This window comes from Pseudosporangium ferrugineum, from assembly GCF_003002065.1.
In the GTDB taxonomy this organism is placed as follows: Bacteria; Actinomycetota; Actinomycetes; order Mycobacteriales; family Micromonosporaceae; genus Actinoplanes; species Actinoplanes ferrugineus_A.
Genome location: NZ_PVZG01000017.1, coordinates 52,376 through 69,353 on the forward strand (window position 1 = coordinate 52,376; position 16,978 = coordinate 69,353).

General features: G+C 73.0%; 17 protein-coding genes. 6 read left to right on the forward strand and 11 right to left on the reverse strand.

The features are described from left to right. Window positions 1-61: 61 nt before the first annotated feature. Window positions 62-430, forward strand: a complete 369-nt coding sequence (locus CLV70_RS29655; protein WP_106129915.1) for a YybH family protein — start codon at window positions 62-64, stop codon at window positions 428-430. Between the two features lie 3 nt (window positions 431-433). On the opposite strand, the gene CLV70_RS29660 is transcribed toward CLV70_RS29655, so the two are convergent. The 5 genes from CLV70_RS29660 to CLV70_RS29680 are packed head-to-tail and all read right to left on the reverse strand — an operon-like array spanning window position 434 to window position 4,494. Continuing rightward, window positions 434-1,378 carry a quinone oxidoreductase family protein gene (locus tag CLV70_RS29660; protein ID WP_106129916.1) on the reverse strand — a complete coding sequence of 315 codons (945 nt, stop codon included), beginning with the start codon at window positions 1,376-1,378 and terminating at the stop codon, window positions 434-436. After that, window positions 1,378-1,737, reverse strand: coding sequence for a hypothetical protein (locus tag CLV70_RS29665; RefSeq protein WP_106129917.1), 360 nt, complete (start codon window positions 1,735-1,737; stop codon window positions 1,378-1,380). The genes CLV70_RS29660 and CLV70_RS29665 overlap by 1 nt, the downstream gene beginning before the upstream one ends. Beyond that, complete coding sequence (locus CLV70_RS29670; protein ID WP_106129918.1) at window positions 1,734-2,600, reverse strand: DODA-type extradiol aromatic ring-opening family dioxygenase; 867 nt, start codon at window positions 2,598-2,600, stop codon at window positions 1,734-1,736. The genes CLV70_RS29665 and CLV70_RS29670 overlap by 4 nt, the downstream gene beginning before the upstream one ends. A gap of 11 nt (window positions 2,601-2,611) precedes the next feature. Then, window positions 2,612-3,388 (reverse strand): citryl-CoA lyase, encoded by a 777-nt coding sequence (locus tag CLV70_RS29675; protein WP_106129919.1) that lies wholly within the window; start codon window positions 3,386-3,388, stop codon window positions 2,612-2,614. After that, the gene (locus CLV70_RS29680; protein ID WP_106129920.1) at window positions 3,370-4,494 is read right to left on the reverse strand and encodes a CaiB/BaiF CoA transferase family protein; all 1,125 of its coding nucleotides are present in this window, start codon (window positions 4,492-4,494) and stop codon (window positions 3,370-3,372) included. Before CLV70_RS29680 ends, CLV70_RS29675 begins: the two co-directional genes overlap by 19 nt. A 192-nt stretch (window positions 4,495-4,686) precedes the next feature. Here CLV70_RS29680 and CLV70_RS29685 point away from each other — a divergent pair, with 192 nt between their 5' ends. The 4 genes from CLV70_RS29685 to CLV70_RS29700 all read left to right on the forward strand — a co-directional run bounded on the left by CLV70_RS29685 (window position 4,687) and on the right by CLV70_RS29700 (window position 8,712). Next, window positions 4,687-6,117: an amidohydrolase family protein gene (locus CLV70_RS29685; RefSeq protein ID WP_106129921.1), complete on the forward strand. Its 1,431-nt coding sequence runs from the start codon at window positions 4,687-4,689 to the stop codon at window positions 6,115-6,117. Between the two features lie 3 nt (window positions 6,118-6,120). Next, complete coding sequence (locus tag CLV70_RS29690; RefSeq protein WP_106129922.1) at window positions 6,121-6,918, forward strand: IclR family transcriptional regulator domain-containing protein; 798 nt, start codon at window positions 6,121-6,123, stop codon at window positions 6,916-6,918. 73 nt (window positions 6,919-6,991) lie between these two features. Next, on the forward strand, window positions 6,992-7,603 hold the full coding sequence (locus tag CLV70_RS29695; protein ID WP_106129923.1) for a GNAT family N-acetyltransferase: 612 nt from the start codon (window positions 6,992-6,994) through the stop codon (window positions 7,601-7,603). A 14-nt stretch (window positions 7,604-7,617) separates the two neighbouring features. Further along, window positions 7,618-8,712 (forward strand): DNA glycosylase AlkZ-like family protein, encoded by a 1,095-nt coding sequence (locus CLV70_RS29700; protein WP_245908540.1) that lies wholly within the window; start codon window positions 7,618-7,620, stop codon window positions 8,710-8,712. A 9-nt stretch (window positions 8,713-8,721) separates the two neighbouring features. On the opposite strand, the gene CLV70_RS29705 is transcribed toward CLV70_RS29700, so the two are convergent. The 4 genes from CLV70_RS29705 to CLV70_RS29720 form a co-directional block, all read right to left on the reverse strand. Continuing rightward, complete coding sequence (locus tag CLV70_RS29705; RefSeq protein ID WP_106129924.1) at window positions 8,722-9,018, reverse strand: DUF3040 domain-containing protein; 297 nt, start codon at window positions 9,016-9,018, stop codon at window positions 8,722-8,724. Window positions 9,019-9,097: 79 nt separating this feature from the next. Continuing rightward, complete coding sequence (locus CLV70_RS29710) at window positions 9,098-10,420, reverse strand: bifunctional glycosyltransferase family 2/GtrA family protein (protein WP_106129925.1); 1,323 nt, start codon at window positions 10,418-10,420, stop codon at window positions 9,098-9,100. A 229-nt stretch (window positions 10,421-10,649) separates the two neighbouring features. Continuing rightward, window positions 10,650-12,806, reverse strand: a complete 2,157-nt coding sequence (locus CLV70_RS29715) for a glycosyltransferase family 39 protein (protein WP_106129926.1) — start codon at window positions 12,804-12,806, stop codon at window positions 10,650-10,652. A gap of 73 nt (window positions 12,807-12,879) precedes the next feature. Then, window positions 12,880-13,959 carry a 3-deoxy-7-phosphoheptulonate synthase gene (locus CLV70_RS29720; protein ID WP_106129927.1) on the reverse strand — a complete coding sequence of 360 codons (1,080 nt, stop codon included), beginning with the start codon at window positions 13,957-13,959 and terminating at the stop codon, window positions 12,880-12,882. 271 nt (window positions 13,960-14,230) lie between these two features. Between CLV70_RS29720 and CLV70_RS29725 the strand changes: the two genes are divergently transcribed. After that, window positions 14,231-14,635, forward strand: coding sequence for a hypothetical protein (locus CLV70_RS29725; RefSeq protein WP_106129928.1), 405 nt, complete (start codon window positions 14,231-14,233; stop codon window positions 14,633-14,635). On the opposite strand, the gene CLV70_RS29730 is transcribed toward CLV70_RS29725, so the two are convergent. Continuing rightward, a complete protein-coding gene (locus CLV70_RS29730; RefSeq protein WP_106129929.1) occupies window positions 14,582-16,162 on the reverse strand; it encodes a sensor histidine kinase in 1,581 nt (526 codons plus the stop codon). The genes CLV70_RS29725 and CLV70_RS29730 overlap by 54 nt on opposite strands. 1 nt (window position 16,163) lies before the next feature. Next, window positions 16,164-16,901 (reverse strand): response regulator transcription factor, encoded by a 738-nt coding sequence (locus tag CLV70_RS29735; protein WP_106129930.1) that lies wholly within the window; start codon window positions 16,899-16,901, stop codon window positions 16,164-16,166. Window positions 16,902-16,978 lie beyond the last annotated feature (77 nt).

Here is a 16,978-nt window from a genome sequence, read left to right on the forward strand (position 1 = left end):
TCATAGTTGGGTCAAGAACTATTTGTTGGACTTGTCGCCCCGGCAGGGGAACCGTGGAGGCATGACCGAACGAGAGAAGGCACGCCGGCCCGAGGACCTGACCCGCCTGTTCGTCGAGCGCGCGAACGCGAAGGACGCCGAGGGCCTGTCGTTGCTGTACGAGGAGGACGCCGTCATGGCGTACCCGCCGGGGCGTCAGACCGTCGGGAGGGAGGCTATCCGACGGCTCTGGGCCGAGGCGCTGCCCCATCTGCCCGGTTTCGAACCGGAGATGCCACTACCCACACTGGTCAGCGGGGATCTGGCGCTGACCTCGACGCCGCCCAGGGACGGCGCCGGGGCCCGCGCGCAGGTCGTCCGCCGGCAGCCGGACGGCACCTGGCTGCGGGTGCTCGACCAGCCCGAGTTCATCCACCCGGAGCGGGGCTGACCCTCAGAAGGTGACGACCATCCGGCGGTCGCGGCGGGACCAGGCGGCGGCGATGTCGTCGAGGCGTACGGTCTCGTGGTCGACCGTGAGCCGGCCCGCGGCCGCGTGGGCGGCGACCAGCTCGAGCGACGCGGCTCGCTGCGCGGGGGTGAGCGAGTTGTTGGTGTAGCCGAGGATTTGCAACGAGCCGCCCCGCAGCGTCGCCGAGTCCAGCGGCGCGGTCTCGCCGGCCGAACTGCCCAGGTTGACCAGGCGCCCGCCCGGCCGCAGCGTGCGCAGCGCCGCCGCCGCGGGCACGCCGAAGAGCGGATCGAGCACGAGATCGACCGGTCCGTCCGTGGCCGCCCGCAGGTCCGCCGCCAGCTCGGCGACCCCCTGACCGTCCGTCAACGGTACGACCGCGGCCGCACCCGCCCGCGCCGCGCGGGCCCGGGCCTGCGGCGAACGGGCGGCCGCCACCACCCGCCGCGCGCCGCAGAGCAGGGCGAGTTGCACGGCGGCCTGCCCGACCACCCCGCCCGCACCGAGGACGAGCACCTGCTCCCCGGCCTGCAAGGAGCCCCGCCAGGTCAGCGCCAGGTGCGCGGCGACCGCCGACAGGCCGAGCGCCGCGATCAGCCCGTGGTCCAGGCCGGGCGGCAGCACGACCGTGTCGGCGGCGCGGACGGTCGCGTACTCGGCCAGGCTGCCGTCGCCCGGGCGCATGCCCGCGCTGGTCGGGAACCACACGGCCACCCCGTCGTCGCGGACGCCGACGCCCTGCACGCCCGGCACGTACGGGGTCGCCGGCCGGCCGAAGTAGGACGTGCCGGTGGCGCAGAGCAGGTCGAGGGGGGTGATGGACGCGGCTGTCACCCGTACCCGGAGCTGGTCGTCGCCCGGCACGGGCAGCGGGCGTTCCCCGACGGCCGGCGCCGCGCCGCACTCGTGGAGCAGCGCGGCGCGCATCAGGTCGCGATGTCCGGGTACGGCATCTGGAAGTGGGCGAGCCGCGCGCCGAACGCCTTCTGGTATTCCAGCGGCCCGTGATCGCGCTCGAACATCGCGATGAACAGGGTCAGCGTCAGGAACGGGTGCGCACCGAGCGCGAAGAGGGCGACGTGGTCGTGGTTGGCCAGCGCGTCCCGCTCCTCCTCGGTGAAACGCAGCCAGGTCGAGGCCTCGCCGGCGTGGCAGTTGAGCACCGCGTTGGCGCGCTCGGCCTCCCACCACTCCACGGTCTCGCGGGGCTGCTCGCGGTAGCGCTCGACGAGCTCGGGGTCGCGGTCGATGGTGAACAGGAACTTGTCCACGAGGTATTTGCTCATGCTGTCGGCACTCCGTTCGGGTACCAGGTGAAGTACGCCTCCATGGTGTGGAACAGGTCGAGGCTGTCCACGTAGTCGGCCTTCCGGCCGGCGCCGGCGACGCCCATCATCAGCATGAAGTCCATGAAGCCGTGGGTCGCGTTGCCGGGGGAGTGCAGGCTGTCCAGGGTCACCTCGGCGAGGCAGCGGTCCAGGTCGCCGGTGGCGATCCACTCGACGGCCTTCCGGTCGAACTCGGGGTCGGGACCGTGCGGGCCGAACTGCCGGGGGCCGCCCAGCTCCAGGGAGAGGTGGCCGGTGCCGATGATCGCCACGCGCAGGTGGCTGGGCCACGACTCGACGATCTCCCGGATCGCCTGGCCGAGCTGCACGAAGCGCTTCGGCTGGGGCAGCGGCGGGGCGAAGATGTTGGTGTAGATCGGCACGATCGGCAGGTCCGCCTCGGGCCGCAGCGTGATGATCGGGCAGGTCACGCTGTGGTCGATCCGCAGCTCGTTGCTGAATGCCAGGTCGAAGCCTTCGTCCAGGCCGGCCCGCAGGATGTGCGCGGACAGGTCCTCCTGGCCCTTGAGCAGCATTTTCGGCAGGCCGAACTCGCGCTCCTCGTTGTACCAGTTGGCGTCGTAGAAGGGCGCCTTGCCGACGAGGAACTGCGGCATGTTGTCCAGCCACAGCTGGTGGAAATGGTCGGAGCCGACCATGACCAGCACGTCGGGCCTCGCCCGGGTCAGCGTCTCCCGGAAGCCGGTGATCTTGCGGACCCACTCGTCGGCGAACGGCGGGCGGTCCTCGCCGGTCGCCGTGCTGGCACGGTAGTAGAACGGATGGTGGGTGGAGGCGATCACCGCTACGACGGTGGCCATTCTGGCTCCCCTCAGTCTTCTTCGTAGACCGCGTTGCGGTCGACCGTCAGGTAGATGTCCATGCCGAGCGGCTTGCGGCGTTCCTCGGCCAGGTGCCCGAGCAGGCCGGCCGCGCGGGCCAGCAGGGCGAAGCCGCGCAGCAGGTCCACCGGCAGGCCCAGGTCGGCGAGGGCGGCGCCGCAGACCCCGGCGCCGTTCAGCGGCAGCGTCCGGTTCAGCACCTGCGGGTGGACGCGCCCGATCGCCTCGAACAGTCGCAGGTGGGGACCCTTGAGGCCCTCCTCCTCCGCGATCCGCAGCAGGACCGGCGTACGCGGGTCCCCGGTCTTGTGCACGGGGTGACCGAGGCCCGGGACGAACCGCTTTCCCTCGCGCGCCCTGCGCACCGCGTCGAGCGCGACCGCGTCGTAGTCCGGGTCGGGCCCGGCGTCGCGCAGCGTCTCGTGCAGGAACCGCCCGCAGTCCTCGGTCACGCCGAGGAAGCGCGAGCCGCCGCCGAGCAGCCCGGCGGCGAGCGCGCCCTGGATCGACTCGGGGGCGCTCAGGTACGTCAGGCGGGCCGCGATCGCGGTCGGCGTGAACCCGTGATCGGCCAGCGCCACCAGCACGGCCTCGAAGACCCGTGTCTCGCCCGGCGTCGGCCGTCGACCGGCCACCAGCCAGTACGCCAGCTCCCCGAAGCCCACCTTGCCCATCAGGTCGGCGGCGAGGTCCTGCCCCAGCAGCCGGATGTGGGTCTCGTCGGACGTACCGATCGAGGTGGGGAAGCTCAGTCCTCCATCAGCCACGCGCGGATCTCCTCACCGTGTTCGTCCAGGCCGGGTGGCGGCAGGCGGTAGCCCGCCGGGGTGTCCGAGAACGTGATCGGGTTGCGGACGCCGGGCACGCCGCCGACGTCGACCACCGGGTCCAGGCCGAGCTCCTCGGCGAGGGCCACGCCGCCGTCGATCGTGTTGATCGGGGCGCAGGGGACGCCGGCCGCGAGCAGCTCGCGGAACCACTCGTCCTTGGTGCGCTTGCTCAGCCGCTCGACCAGCAGGGGGCGCAGTTCCTCGCGGTTGGCCGTACGGTCCTGGTTGCGCCCGAAGCGCGGGTCGTCCGGCAGGCCGGGCAGGTCGAGCACCTGGCACAGCTTGCGGAACTGCCCGTCGTTGCCGGCGATGACGATCAGCTCGCCGTCCGAGGTGGGCAGCGGCTCGTACGGGAACAGGCTCGGGTGCGCGTTGCCCATCCGGAACGGGACCGTGCCGCCGGCGACGTACCCGCTGGAGTGGTTGACCAGGCCGGACAGGGCCGACGACAGCAGGTTGACCTCGACGTGCTGGCCGGCGCCGGTGCCCGCCCGGTGGTGCAACGCGGCCAGGATGCCGATGTTGGCGTGCAGCCCGGCCATGACGTCGAAGACCGAGATGCCGGCCCGGTACGGCGGCCCGTCCGGATCCCCGGTGAGGCTCATCAGCCCCGAGATCGCCTGCACCATGAGGTCGTAGCCGGGGTAGTTCGCGCCCGCGCCGGTGCCGAAGCCGCTGATCGAGGCGTACACGATCCCCGGGTTGGCGGCGGTGACCGTGTCGTAGTCGAGCCCGAAGCGCCGCAGTCCGCCGGGCCGGAAGTTCTCGATCATGACGTCGGCCCGGTGCGCGAGCCGCTGCGCGACCCGCACGTCGGCCGGGTCCTTGAGGTCGAGCGCGATCGAGCGCTTGTTGCGGTTGATGCCGAGGTAGTAGGTGGAGATCCCGTCGCGGACCGGCGGCATCCAGGTGCGGGTGTCGTCGCCGCCGGGGCTCTCGACCTTGACGACGGTGGCGCCGAGGTCGGCGAGCAGCATCGTCGCGTACGGGCCGGCGAGGATCCGGGAGAAGTCCGCGACGAGCAGTCCGTCCAGTGCGCCCATGGGCCGCCTTTCGGGTAGGTGTCCGTCTGGCGGACAGACGTCCGCGTCTTCGACAGTTTTGACCGACGGATCTGAGCTGTCAATGGTGACCTAGCCGAAACATGCCCTTGACATGCGCCGGTGACCCGCAACACACTGGCGCCGACGCTGACCGCCAGACGGACGGGTGTCCGCCGGGCTCGAAGGAGAGCGATGAGCGAGTCTGTTCTTTTCCGCAACGGCACCGTCCTGACCATGGACGACCGGCACACCGTCCTCACCGGCGCCGACGTGCTGATCGTCGGCGAGCGCATCGCCGAGGTCGGGCCGAACCTCACCGCGCCCGAGGGCGCCACCGTCATCGACGCCGCCGGCGGCATCGTCATGCCCGGGATGATCGACACCCACCGGCACATGTGGCAGACCGCGATGCGCGGCTACGGCGCCGACTGGACCCTCACCCAGTACTTCGTCTGGTACTACCTCGAATCCGGCAAGCTGTTCCGCCCCGAGGACGTGTACGCTGGCAACCTGCTCGCCGCCCTCGAGGCGATCGACGCCGGCGTCACCACCACCGTGGACTGGTCCCACGGCCTGCAGACCAGCCAGCACGCCGACGCCGCGGTCGACGCGCTCCAGGCGGTGCCGGGGCGGTTCGTGCTCGCGTACGGCAACATCCAGCAGGGGCCGTGGGAGTGGGCGACCAGCCCGGAGTTCCGCGACTTCGTCAACCGGCGGATGTCCGGCGGCAACGACATGCTCGGCTTCCAGATGGCCTTCGACGTCACCGGCGACCCGGCGTTCCCCGAGAAGGCGGCGTTCGAGGTGGCGCGGGAGCTGGGCGTACCGGTCACCACGCACGCCGGCGTCTGGGGCGCGACCAACGACGACGGCATCCGCCTGATGCACGAGAACGGCTTCATGACCCCGCAGACCGTGTACGTGCACGCGGCGACGCTCACCCACGACTCGTACCACCGCATCGCGGCGACCGGCGGCTCGGTGTCCGTATCGACGGAGAGCGAGCAGAGCGCCGGCCAGGGCTACCCGCCCACCTGGACGCTGCGCGACCACGGCATCCCGGTGTCGCTGTCCATGGATACCAGCGTCTGGTGGAGCGGCGACCTGTTCTCCGCGATGCGCACGACGCTGGGCGCGGACCGGTCGCGGGAGCACATGGAGGCGCACGGGCGGGCCGAGACGGTCACCCACGTGCACCTGCGCGCCGAGCAGGTCGTCGACTGGGCCACCCGCGGCGGCAGCAGGGCGCTCGGCCTCGACTCGGTCGTCGGCAGCCTGGAGGCCGGCAAGAAGGCCGACGTGGTGCTGCTCAAGAACGAGCACTCGCCGGTGATGACGCCGATCCTGCACCCGTACGGGCACGTCGCGTTCCAGGCGCAGCGCGGCGACGTCGACACCGTGGTGATCAACGGGCGGATCGTGAAGCGGGACGGCCGGCTGGTCGGGGTGGACCTCGCCGCGGCCCGCGACGCCGTCGGCCGCACGATCGAGCACCTCCGCTCGACGATGGGCGAGGAGGCCTGGCTCAAGGGCATGAACCCGGACATCCCGGAAACGAAGGTGATGGACAACCCGTACACCTACACCGAGTGGGACGCCGGCTCGGCGCAGTGGAAGCATTGACGCGTGCCACGCGAAGCCGGACCTGACTTCATCGAGGCCCTCGCGCGCGGTCTGGACGTGCTGCGCAGCTTCCGGCCGGGCCGCCGGGTGTCGACGCTGAGCGAGATCGCCGCCGACACCGGGCTGGCCCGGCCCACGGTCCGCCGGATCCTGCTCACCCTCACCGAGCTGGGCTACGTGCGTGCGGAGGACCGCGGCTACGCGCTCACGCCGCGGGTGCTCGAGCTCGGCATGGCGTACGTGAACAGCCTCGACATGTGGGAGATCGCCCGCCCGCACATGGAACGGCTGGTGGCGCGGACCAACGAGTCCAGCTCGATGGCGCAGCTCGACGGCTCGGACATCGTGTACGTGGCGCGGGTCGCCGTACCCAAGATCGTGACCCTGTCGGTGGGCATCGGCACCCGCTTCCCCGCCGCGGCGACCTCGATGGGCAAGGTGCTGCTCGCCGCCCTGGCCCCGGCCGAGCTGGACGCCGTGCTGGCCCAGCCGGGGCGCTCCGGCATCGACGCCCGCTGGCGCCCGGACCGCGACGACCTCGAACGGTCGCTGCGGGAGGTGCGGGCCAAGGGCTGGGCGCTGGCCGACCAGGACCTCGCCCTCGGCATCCGGTCGATCGCCACCGGCGTGCGCAACGGCGACGGCCGGGTGGTGGCGGCGATCAACGTCACCGTGCACGCGGCGGAGACGTCTGTCGATAAGTTGACAGGGGAGTACCTGCCCCTGCTCCTGCAAGCGGCGGCGGAAATAAGCCACGACTGGGCGTTGCGGGATACCGCACCGCTCGTGGTCCGCGCCTGAGGGGGTTCACTCACTCCTTTATGAAGGCCCGCCTACTGGCAGGAACCGGGTGCTTACGGGCAGGATCGGGCCCATGACGACCCCCGGCCGCCTGCCCTACCCGATCACGCTCCCCGGGGACGGCATCACCTTGCGCGAGTGGCGGGACGAGGACCTCGACGAGCTGGTGGCGATGCTCGACGAGCCCGACATCGCCCGGTGGACCCCGATGCCGTCGCCGTTCGACCTCGAGGCGGGGGTGGCGTACCTGAAACGCGCCCGTCAGGGCCGCCTCAGCGGGCAGCGCCTCCAGCTCGCGATCACCCTCGACGGCGGCAAGCCGCTGGGCGAGGTGCTGCTCTTCGGCGTCGACGCCGGCCTGCGGGAGGCCGAGCTGGGCTACCTGGTGGGCGTGCACCATCGCCGGCGCGGGCTCGCCAGCGCCGCGCTCTCCCTGCTTTCCGGGTACGCCCGCGGCACGCTCGGCCTCAGCCGCCTGCTCCTGCGCATCGACCCGGCCAACACGGCGAGCACCTCCGTGGCCCGGCGCTGCGGCTACCGGCTCACCGGCGAGCCGCCGATCCTGCAGGAGGGCCCGTACGGCCCCAGCAGCCTCGACACCTGGGAGCTGGTCTCGGCGGGCGGCGGCAGCCGGAAGGAACGGCTGAGAAATGTCGCAGCCCGGCGGTACGGTCGTCGCAACTGACGCCGGAGGTGGCCGTGGACGTCGACCGCGAGCAGGCGCTGGCCTACCGGGTGGCCGCGCTGGGCCTGGCCGAACGCGGCGACCAGCGGCCGGGTGACCTCGCCGTCCTCGACCTCGGCGTGCAGGAATACACCCCCGGCTCGGCCCGGGTCGCGCTGGCCGCCCGCACCGCCGGGCCGCTCGACGACCGGCGGCTGATCACCGTCTGGGCCGCCCGGGGCGCGCCGCACCTGCACCGGCGGCGGGACCTCGCGGCGCTGGTCAAGGCGCTCTGGCCGGTCAGCGACGCGGACGCCTCGGCGCGCATCAACAGCGCCCAGATCCCGCAGGGCGTCAAGCTGGGCATCAGGGCGTTCGAGGTGACCGCCGCGGCGTTCCGCGAGGTGGTGACGTCCTCGATGTCCCGGGGCGAGGCCAGCACCGAGGTGAGCCGGCGGGTGCCGTGGGAGCTGACGTACGACTGCCGCACGTGCGGCGCCCGGCACATCGCCGGCAACGTCTGGCAGCACTCCGGGCTGGCCGGGGGAGTGCAGGTCGAGTCGCGGGGCAGGGACGCGACGCTCGGCCCGATCCCGGGCGCCCCGCCGCGGCCGGCCGCCAGCGAGGGCATCGACCGGCTCATCACCGGCTATCTGCGGTTGCTCGGCCCGGCCGGCCCCGTGGAGGTCGCGAAGTATCTGGGCAGCTCGACCGCCGAGATCAGGAAGGTGTGGCCGGGCGACGAGCTGACCGAGGTACGGGTGGCCGGCCGCCGGGCGTGGCTGCCGGCGACGTCGGTGGCGGCGCTGGAGGAGGCCGCGCCGGTCCCCGGGGTGCGGTTCGTGCCGGCGATGGATCCGCTGCTCCAGGCCCGCGACCGCGACGTGCTGGTGCCCGAGCGTGCGCGGCAGAAGGAGGTCTGGCGGATCCTCGGCAACCCCGGGGTGATCCTCGTGGACGGTGAGATAGCCGGGGTGTGGCGGGCGAAGATGGCGGGCCGGAAGCGGGTGGATCTCGCGGTGACGCCGTTCGGCACGCTGGGCGCGAAGGCGCGGCGGGCGCTGGAGGACGAGGCTGCGGTGGTGGCGAGGGCCCGGGAGGTGCCGGACGCCGCGGTGACCTTCGGCTGAGGCCGGCGGTCACCAGCCCGGGGGCAGGGTGTCCGGGACGGGGTCGCGGGCCGGGCGGCAGCGGTATCCGAGCGCCACCATGATGACCAGGGCCCAGACGCCCGCGACGATGGCGGCCGCCCACCAGCCGACCACGGCCAGGATGAGCGCCGCCGCCCAGACCACCGTGGCGGCCAGGATCAGCGAGACGGGCACGGGACGGCGCGGCGGACGCCCGCCGGCCATGCGGGAACAGAAATCCGGGTCCTCACGGCGCAGCTGCCGTTCCAGCTGAGCTAGCCGGCGGCTGTCTTCCTTGCTGAGCATGGCGCACCTCCGGCGGGGCCCGGACTGTAGGGGCACGACGGCCGGGACGGTCAGCCACCCCGGTCGATGCCCCCTATTGTTACCCGTGCGTCACGGAATTCATACCGTTGCGGGGGTTGTGTTCATTGCCATTTCGTGCAACCCCGAAGACCCAATTGCGCATCAGCAGGAACCGTACGCCGGTGGCGATCAGGTTGGCGGCGACCAGCACGGTCAGCTCCAGCCCCGTCGGCGGCTCGGTCAGCGCGTGCAGTACGGCCAGAGAACCGCTGGTCAGGCCCAGCCCGACGGCGAAGACCACGAGCCCCTGCGCCTGCTGCCGCCACGCGCCGCCGGGGCCGCGTACCCGGAAGGTGACCTTGCGGTTGGCCGCCGTGTTCGCCACCGCCGTGATCAGCAGGGCCGCGAGATTGGCCCACTGGGGACCCACGCCGGTGCGCAGGACGGCAAAGAGCACCAGGTACGCCAGCGTGCTCGTGACCCCGACGGCGGCGAAGCGCAGCAGTTGTCCGGTCAGCCCGGCGGGCACCCCCGCCACCGGCAGGGGGTCGCGCCCCAGCTGTTCCCGGAGCGCGGCGAGGGGTAGCCGCCCGGTGCCGAGCCCCCGTACGAGTCGCGCGATGCCCCGCAGGTCCGCCATCGCCGTCGCCACGATGTCCACCCGGCTGTCCGGATCGTCCACCCAGTCCACCGGCACCTCGTGGATGCGCAGGCCGGCGCGCTCGGCCAGGACCAGCATCTCGGTGTCGAAGAACCAGCCGGTGTCCTCCACCATGGGCAGCAGCCGGGCGGCCACGTCGGACCGGACGGCCTTGAAGCCGCACTGGGCGTCGGAGAAGCGGGCCGCGAGCGTCCCGCGCAGGATCAGGTTGTAGCCGCGCGAGATGAACTCGCGCTTGGGGCCGCGTACGACCCGGGAGCCGCGCGCCAGCCGGGAGCCGATCGCCAGGTCCGAGTGGCCGGAGATGAGCGGTGCGACCAGGGGGAGCAGGGCGCCCAGGTCGGTCGAGAGGTCCACGTCCAGGTAGGCCAGGACGGTGGCGTCGGAGCGCGTCCACACGTGCTTGAGGGCGCGGCCCCGGCCCTTCTCGGGCAGGTGCACCGCGCTGACCCCGGGCAGCGAGCCGGCGAGCCGGCGGGCCACGTCGGCCGTCGAGTCGGTGCTGGCGTTGTCCGCGATCGTGATCCGGAACCGGTACGGGAACTCCGCGGTGAGGTAGCCGTGCAGCCGCTCGACGCACGGCTCGAGGTCGATCTCCTCGTTGTGGACTGGCACGACGACGTCGAGAACCGGTGCGGTAACCCGGCCCGGCTCCGGGGCGTGGCCGGGGGCCCGCGTGGCGTCGCCGGGGGCGGATCGGGCGTGGTCGGGGGCGTGCGGCGGCACGGCGGAAAGGGTCATGCCGCCAAGGTCGTCGCCGGGGCTTTGCCCGATGTGTGGCGACCCTGTGCCGGGCCTGTGAGTGCGGGCCGACTTCCGCGGACGCCGCAGGCGGCCCCCGGATCCGGGAGCCGCCTGGCGGTCTTGGTGGGCGCCGATCACTGAACCTTTTTCCACGCGGCGGGGCCGGCAGTGCCCGCCGCTGGTGGACGGCCTGGCACCGTCGGGCTCGATGCCAGGTTGAAAAGGTTCACTGCGCGGTCAGGTCGTAGAGCGTCACCCCGTCCACGGTCTGCGCCGGGTAGGTCGCGGCCACCCACGCGGCGATCTGCGAGCTGTAGCTGCTGCCGCCGGTGCTCGTGCCGCCCCGGCCGCCGAAACCTCCGCCGCCCCCGATGAAGTAGTGGATCTTGCCGTCGGCGACGTACCGCTGGAACTGGGCCAGGGTGGGGGAGGGGTCGCTGCCGTTGAAACCGCCGACCGCCATGACCGGGTCGCCGGTGGCCAGCTGGTAGCCCGAGGCGCTCTGCGAGCCCACGGCGGCGGCGACCCAGGTGTACCGGCCGGCGTCCGCGTCGAGCAGGGCCTTCAACCGGTCACTGACACTGGCGGCGTCCAACAGCCCGCCCCTGCCCCCGCCGGTCGGAGTGCCGCCGGGCTGGGCGGTGCCGGGTTGAGTCGTGCCGGGCTGGGTGGTGCCCGTCGGGCCACCCGGCGCGGTGCCGCCGCCGGAGGGATCGCCGGGCAGGCCGCCCGGAAGGTTGCCGGGAGCGGCGCCGCCGCCGGGAAAGCCGCCGGGGGCCCCGCCCGGGAAGCCGCCGTCCGGGAAGCCGGCGCCGGGGAAGCCGCCGCGGCCGCCCGGACCGCCGCGGCCGCCGCCCGGGCCGAACCCGCCGCCCGTGGTCGCCGGGCCGGCCGACGGGATCGAGCCGGTGTGCGGTTCGGAGGCGGTCTGCACCGCGTACGCCGCCGGGCCCGCGAGCACCGCGCCGAGCGCCACCCCGGCGAACACCGCCGCCACCCGGGCCGGGAGCCGCAGCGTGGCCGGCACGCCCAGGGCCGCCACCCCGCCCGCGATCAGCACCGCCCAGCGCAGCCACGGCACGAAGTCCGGGCTCCGGCCCAGCAGGTGCCACGACCACCAGGCCGTCACCCCGATCGCCGCCGCGAGGGCGACCGCCGCGAACGGATTCCGGCGGGCCCGCCACAGCAGCACCGCGCCCATGCCGGTCACCGCGCCGACCGCCGGGGCCAGCGCCACGGTGTAGTACGCGTGGAAGATGCCCTGCATGAGGCTGAACACCAGCGCGGTGCCGACCAGCCACGCGCCCCACAGCAGCAGTCCGGCCCGCGACCGGTCGGTGCGCCCCGCGCGCAGGGTCAGCACCAGGCCGGCCACGAGCACGACCAGTGCGGCCGGGAGCAGCCACGAGATCTGACCGCCCTGCGAGGCGTCGAACATGCGCAGCAGGCCGGTCTCGCCCCAGCCGCCACCGCCGCCACCACCGCCCACGCTCCCGGTCTCGTTGCCGTTGAGCCGGCCGAGGCCGTTGTAGCCCAGGGTCAGTTCGAGCAGGCTGTTGTGCTGCGAGCCGCCGATGTACGGCCGCATCGACGCCGGCACCAGCTCGACGATCGCGAGGTACCAGCCCGCCGACCCGACGACCGCCAGCCCGGCCAGGAGCAGCTGCCCGATCCGCTTGCCGAGCCTCGGCGGGCCGGCGATCAGGTACGCGAGGGCGTACGCGGGCACCACCAGCAGCGCCTGCAGCATCTTGGTCAGGAAGCCGAAGCCGACGAACACCCCGGCGAGCGCGAGCCACCGGGTCGAGCCGTTCTCCACCGCCCGCACGGTCGCGTACGCGCCGGCGACCATGAGCAGCACCAGCAGGGCGTCCGGGTTGTTGAAACGGAACATCAGCACGGCGATCGGGGTCAGGGCCGACACCGCGCCCGCGATCAGCCCGGCGGCCGGGCCGTACCAGCGGCGGACGGTGGCGAACAGCAGGCCCACGGTCGCGACGCCCATGAGCGCCTGCGGGACCAGGATGCTCCACGAGCTCAGGCCGAAGAGGCGTACGGACAGCGCCATCACCCACAGCGAGGCGGGCGTCTTGTCCACGGTGATCGAGTTCGCCGCGTCCGACGAGCCGTAGAAGAAGGCCTTCCAGCTCTCCGACCCGGCCTGCACCGCCGCCGAGTAGAAGGCGTTGCCCCAGCCCGACGCGCCGAGGCCCCAGAGGTAGAGGACGCCGGTCAGCACCAGCAGGGCGAGCAGGGCGGGGCGTACCCAGGGCGCGTCGTCCACCCGGCCGCGGAGGAACGCGTACCGGCGGGAGGGGCGGCGCGCCGCGAGGGGCTCGTCCGGCCGTCCCACCGCCGGCGATGCGGGCAACGTCGAGGTCATCAAGGGTCCTTAGGGCAGGCGGAAGCACTGACCTCCGTACTGTCTTCCGCCCGCCTGTCGGCCCCTTGTGCCGTTACTGTGCGGCCCCTGTGAACGCCGGACGGCGCTTCGCGGCGGCCGTGGCCAGGCGGTCCAGCACGCCCACGGTCGGCTCCCAGCCCATGCACGCGTCGGTGACGCTCTGCCCGTACGCGAGCTCCCCGCCCAGGTCCTGTCGCCCGGGGATCAGGAAACTCTCGAGCATGACCCCGCGGATGCCCTGCTGTCCCGCCTCGAGCTGGCCCGCGACGTCGTCCGCCACGATCGGCTGGCGCAGGTGGTCCTTGTTGCTGTTGCCGTGCGAGCAGTCGATCACCACGCGCTCGGGCAGGCCGGCCTTGCGCAGCAGCTCCAGGGAGGCCTCGACGTCGGCGGCGCTGTAGTTGGGGCCCTTGCCGCCGCGCAGCACCAGGTGGCAGTCCGGGTTGCCGGTGGTGTGCATGATCGCCGGCGTGCCGGACACGTCGATGCCGGGGAAGACGTGCGGTGCGGCGGCGGCGTTGATCGCGTCGATGGCCGTGCTGATGCTGCCGTCGGGGCGGTTCTTCATGCCGATCGGCATCGACAGGCCCGAGGCGAGCTGGCGGTGGACCTGCGATTCGACCGTACGGGCACCGATCGCGCCCCAGGCCACCGTGTCGGCGATGTACTGCGGGGTGATCGGGTCGAGGAACTCCACGGCCACCGGCAGCCCCCGCTCGAGCACCCGGAGCAGCAGCGCCCGGGCCACCCGCAGGCCCTTGCCGACGTCGCCCGTACCGTCCAGGGCCGGGTCGTTGATCAGGCCCTTCCAGCCCACGGTCGAGCGCGGCTTCTCGAAGTAGACCCGCATCACGATCAGCAGGTCGTCGGCGAGCCGCCGCTGCTCGGCGGCGAGGCGGTCGGCGTACTCGGCGGCGGCGACCGGGTCGTGCACCGAGCACGGGCCGACCACGACGAGCAGACGGGGATCTCGGCCGTCCAGCACCGCCTCCACCTGCCGCCGGCTGTCCAGCACGCTTGCCGACAGCTCGTGGGTCAGCGGCAGCTCGTGGTGCAGCAGGGCGGGGCTCATGAGCGGTACGACGCGGTCGATGCGGTGGTCGCTGACCCGCTGCACCTCGGGGATGGTCATTGAAACTCCTTCTCGCCGGCTCCCGGGGCCGGCGTCCCCGGGCCTGGGCCGGCTCGTTGCAAACGAAAAGGCAGCGACTTCGCGTCGCTGCCTCTGCCGGCCCTGCGGGGGTGTCTCAGGTCATGACCTCATGGCCGAGCCACCGGCAGTGCCGGCCTCGTAAACCACGAATACCAACGGGACACGCGGCCATGGTAGCCCATGGATGGCGGACGGTGTCCGTCAGCCGGGGTATGGGCACATGCAAGTTGCGTGTGCTCACATGAGAGCCATGAACAACGCGAGCCCGCCGCATCTCCTCGAGGGCCTGTCCGAGTTGTCCCCGGTGGAGCGCCGGCAGGCGGTCTCCCTGGTGGTGTTGCGGGTCTGGGAGACGCCTCAGGTGCTGCTCCGCGAGATTCCGCCGGCGCAGGCCCTCGCAGCCGTCGCGGCGATCGCGGCCGGCCTGCCCGGCGCCCAGGGCAAGCCGTGGCTCGACGACCGTCTCCGCGCCGCCGCGATCAGCGGCGTGACCAGCGATCTGGCCGGCCGCGCCCTGTGCGCGCTGGACGTGCTGGTCGGCCGGGACCGCGAGTCGGTGCCGCTGGAGCTGCACGTCTCCGACGGCGACGCGGCGGGCGCGCTACTGGACGACCTGCGTGACGTGCTGATGGACGGCATCCGGCTCGGCTGGTAGCTCCGGCGTCAGCGGCAGCCGCACGGTGAATTCCGTACGGCCCGGCTCGCTGGTCACGGCGACCGTGCCGGCGTGCGCCGTCACCACCGCGTGCACGATCGACAGGCCGAGGCCGGTGCTGCCCGCCGCCCGGGAGCGGGAGCTGTCGCCGCGCGCGAACCGTTCGAAGATGTGCGGCTGCAACTCGGCGGGGATGCCCGGCCCCGCGTCCGTGACCCGGATGACCGCCGCGCCCTGCTCCGCGGCGACCCCGACCGTCACGGTGGTTCCCTCGGGCGTGTGCGTACGGGCGTTGGCCAGCAGGTTGCCGAGCACCTGGTGCAGCCGCTGCCCGTCCCCGGTGACCGCGACCGGCTCCTCGGGAAGGTCGAGCCGCCAGTCGTGACGGGGGCCGGCGGCGTGCGCGTCGCTGACCGCGTCGACCACGAGCATGGTCAGGTCCACCGGGTCGTGCGCGAGCGGCCGTCCCGCGTCCAGCCGGGCCAGCAGCAGCAGGTCCTCGACCAGCGTGGTCATCCGCTGGGCCTCGGATTCGACCCGGCGCAGCACGTGGCCGACCTCGTCCGGCACCGGTTGCCGGCTGCGGCGGCTCAACTCGGCGTAGCCGCGGATGGCGGCGAGCGGGGTGCGCAGCTCGTGGCTCGCGTCGGCGACGAACTGGCGTACCTGCATCTCGCTGGCGTGCCGCGCCGCGAGGGCGCTGCCGACGTGGTCGAGCATCCGGTTCAGCGCGGCGCCGACCGCGCCGACCTCGGTGCGGGGATCGGTGTCGGGCTCCGGCACCCGCTGGGCGAGCTCCACCTGACCCCGGTCGAGCCGCAGCTCGGAGACCCTGGTCGCGGTCGCCGCGACCCGGTTCAGCGGCTGGAGCGTACGCCGGATGATCACCGCCCCGGCCCACCCGGCCGCGACCAGCGCGAGCAGCACCGCGCCTCCGGTCACCCCGGCCACGGCCAGCAGCGTCTGCTGCGTCTCGGCCAGCGGCACCGCCGTGACGATCATGCCCCTGCCGTTCGGGCTCAGGCTGACCGCCCGGTAGTCACCGAGGTCGCCGCCGAGGTCGACGTCGACGTGGGTGCCGTCGGGGGCCAGCTTCGACAGCGCCGTCACCGCGGCGGCGGGGGCGTCGACGTACTCGTTGTGCTGGCGGCGTTCCGTCTCCGCCTCGCGGTACCTCACGACGCCGCCGCCCAGCAGGGTGACCGTGCCGGTGCCGGACCGGCCGAAGAACAGCACCAGCCACCCGGACTGGGCGCCGGGAGGCGGGTCGATCGCGGCGTTGTAGCGGGGGAAGAATCCGGGACCCGGCACTCCGCCCCGCCCCTCCCCGTCCAGGGCGCGCTCGCTCGCCCCGGCCAGCTGGGTGTCGACCCGCTTGTAGAGCGCGTTGTGCAGGTAGATCTCGGCGGTGCCGCCGACCACCAGGCCGAGCACGGTCATCAGGACGATCATGATGGCGATCAGGCGGCTCCGCAGGGACCAGCCCGCCGGCGAGCGCCAGCGGGCCGGGCGGACGGCTGCCGTCATGTCAGTCCGCCGCCTTCAGCACGTAGCCGGCGCCGCGCATGGTGTGGATCATCGGGGTCCGGCCGGCGTCGATCTTCTTGCGCAGGTACGAGATGTACAGCTCGACGACGTTGGCCTGGCCGCCGAAGTCGTAGTTCCACACCCGGTCCAGGATCTGGGTCTTGCTGAGCACCCGGCGCGGGTTGCGCATGAGGTAACGCAGCAGCTCGAACTCCGTGGCGGTCAGGGTGACCAGGTCGCCGCCGCGGCGCACCTCGTGGCTGTCCTCGTCCAGGGTCAGGTCGCCGACGACGAGCTGGGAGCCGGTCCGCATCGGCGACCGGCCCATCCGCCGCATCAGCCCGCGCAGCCGCGCCACGACCTCCTCCAGGCTGAACGGCTTGGTGACGTAGTCGTCGCCGCCGGCGGTCAGCCCGGTGATCCGGTCCTCGACCGAGTCCTTCGCGGTCAGGAACAGCACCGGCACCTCGGGCGTCTCGCCGCGCAGCCGGCGCAGCACCTCCAGCCCGTCGATGTCGGGCAGCATCATGTCGAGGACGACGGCGTCGGGGCGGAAGTCGCGGGCGGTGCGTACGGCGGTCTGCCCGTCACCCGCGCTGCGCACGTCCCAGCCCTCGTAGCGCAGCGCCATCGACAGCAGCTCGGCGAGGGTCGGCTCGTCGTCGACCACGAGGACCCGGACCGGGCCGCCGTCGGGGCGCCGGAGGTCGCTGCCGGGGTCTGCGTTCGCCATCGTCATGCCCCTACTGTCGTGGGCCACGCTATGCGGCGGCTTTCGGCTTCCTGTGTAGCACCTGTGCGCGCCGGTTGCGTGTC

Coding starts and splice junctions, on each gene's coding strand:
- CLV70_RS29655 (WP_106129915.1), top strand. CDS start 62: ATGACCGAACGAGAGAAGGCACGCCGGCCCGAGGACCTGACCCGCCTG.
- CLV70_RS29660 (WP_106129916.1), bottom strand. CDS start 1,378: ATGCGCGCCGCGCTGCTCCACGAGTGCGGCGCGGCGCCGGCCGTCGGG.
- CLV70_RS29665 (WP_106129917.1), bottom strand. CDS start 1,737: ATGAGCAAATACCTCGTGGACAAGTTCCTGTTCACCATCGACCGCGAC.
- CLV70_RS29670 (WP_106129918.1), bottom strand. CDS start 2,600: ATGGCCACCGTCGTAGCGGTGATCGCCTCCACCCACCATCCGTTCTAC.
- CLV70_RS29680 (WP_106129920.1), bottom strand. CDS start 4,494: ATGGGCGCACTGGACGGACTGCTCGTCGCGGACTTCTCCCGGATCCTC.
- CLV70_RS29685 (WP_106129921.1), top strand. CDS start 4,687: ATGAGCGAGTCTGTTCTTTTCCGCAACGGCACCGTCCTGACCATGGAC.
- CLV70_RS29695 (WP_106129923.1), top strand. CDS start 6,992: ATGACGACCCCCGGCCGCCTGCCCTACCCGATCACGCTCCCCGGGGAC.
- CLV70_RS29705 (WP_106129924.1), bottom strand. CDS start 9,018: ATGCTCAGCAAGGAAGACAGCCGCCGGCTAGCTCAGCTGGAACGGCAG.
- CLV70_RS29710 (WP_106129925.1), bottom strand. CDS start 10,420: ATGACCCTTTCCGCCGTGCCGCCGCACGCCCCCGACCACGCCCGATCC.
- CLV70_RS29715 (WP_106129926.1), bottom strand. CDS start 12,806: ATGACCTCGACGTTGCCCGCATCGCCGGCGGTGGGACGGCCGGACGAG.
- CLV70_RS29720 (WP_106129927.1), bottom strand. CDS start 13,959: ATGACCATCCCCGAGGTGCAGCGGGTCAGCGACCACCGCATCGACCGC.
- CLV70_RS29725 (WP_106129928.1), top strand. CDS start 14,231: ATGAACAACGCGAGCCCGCCGCATCTCCTCGAGGGCCTGTCCGAGTTG.
- CLV70_RS29730 (WP_106129929.1), bottom strand. CDS start 16,162: ATGACGGCAGCCGTCCGCCCGGCCCGCTGGCGCTCGCCGGCGGGCTGG.
- CLV70_RS29735 (WP_106129930.1), bottom strand. CDS start 16,901: ATGACGATGGCGAACGCAGACCCCGGCAGCGACCTCCGGCGCCCCGAC.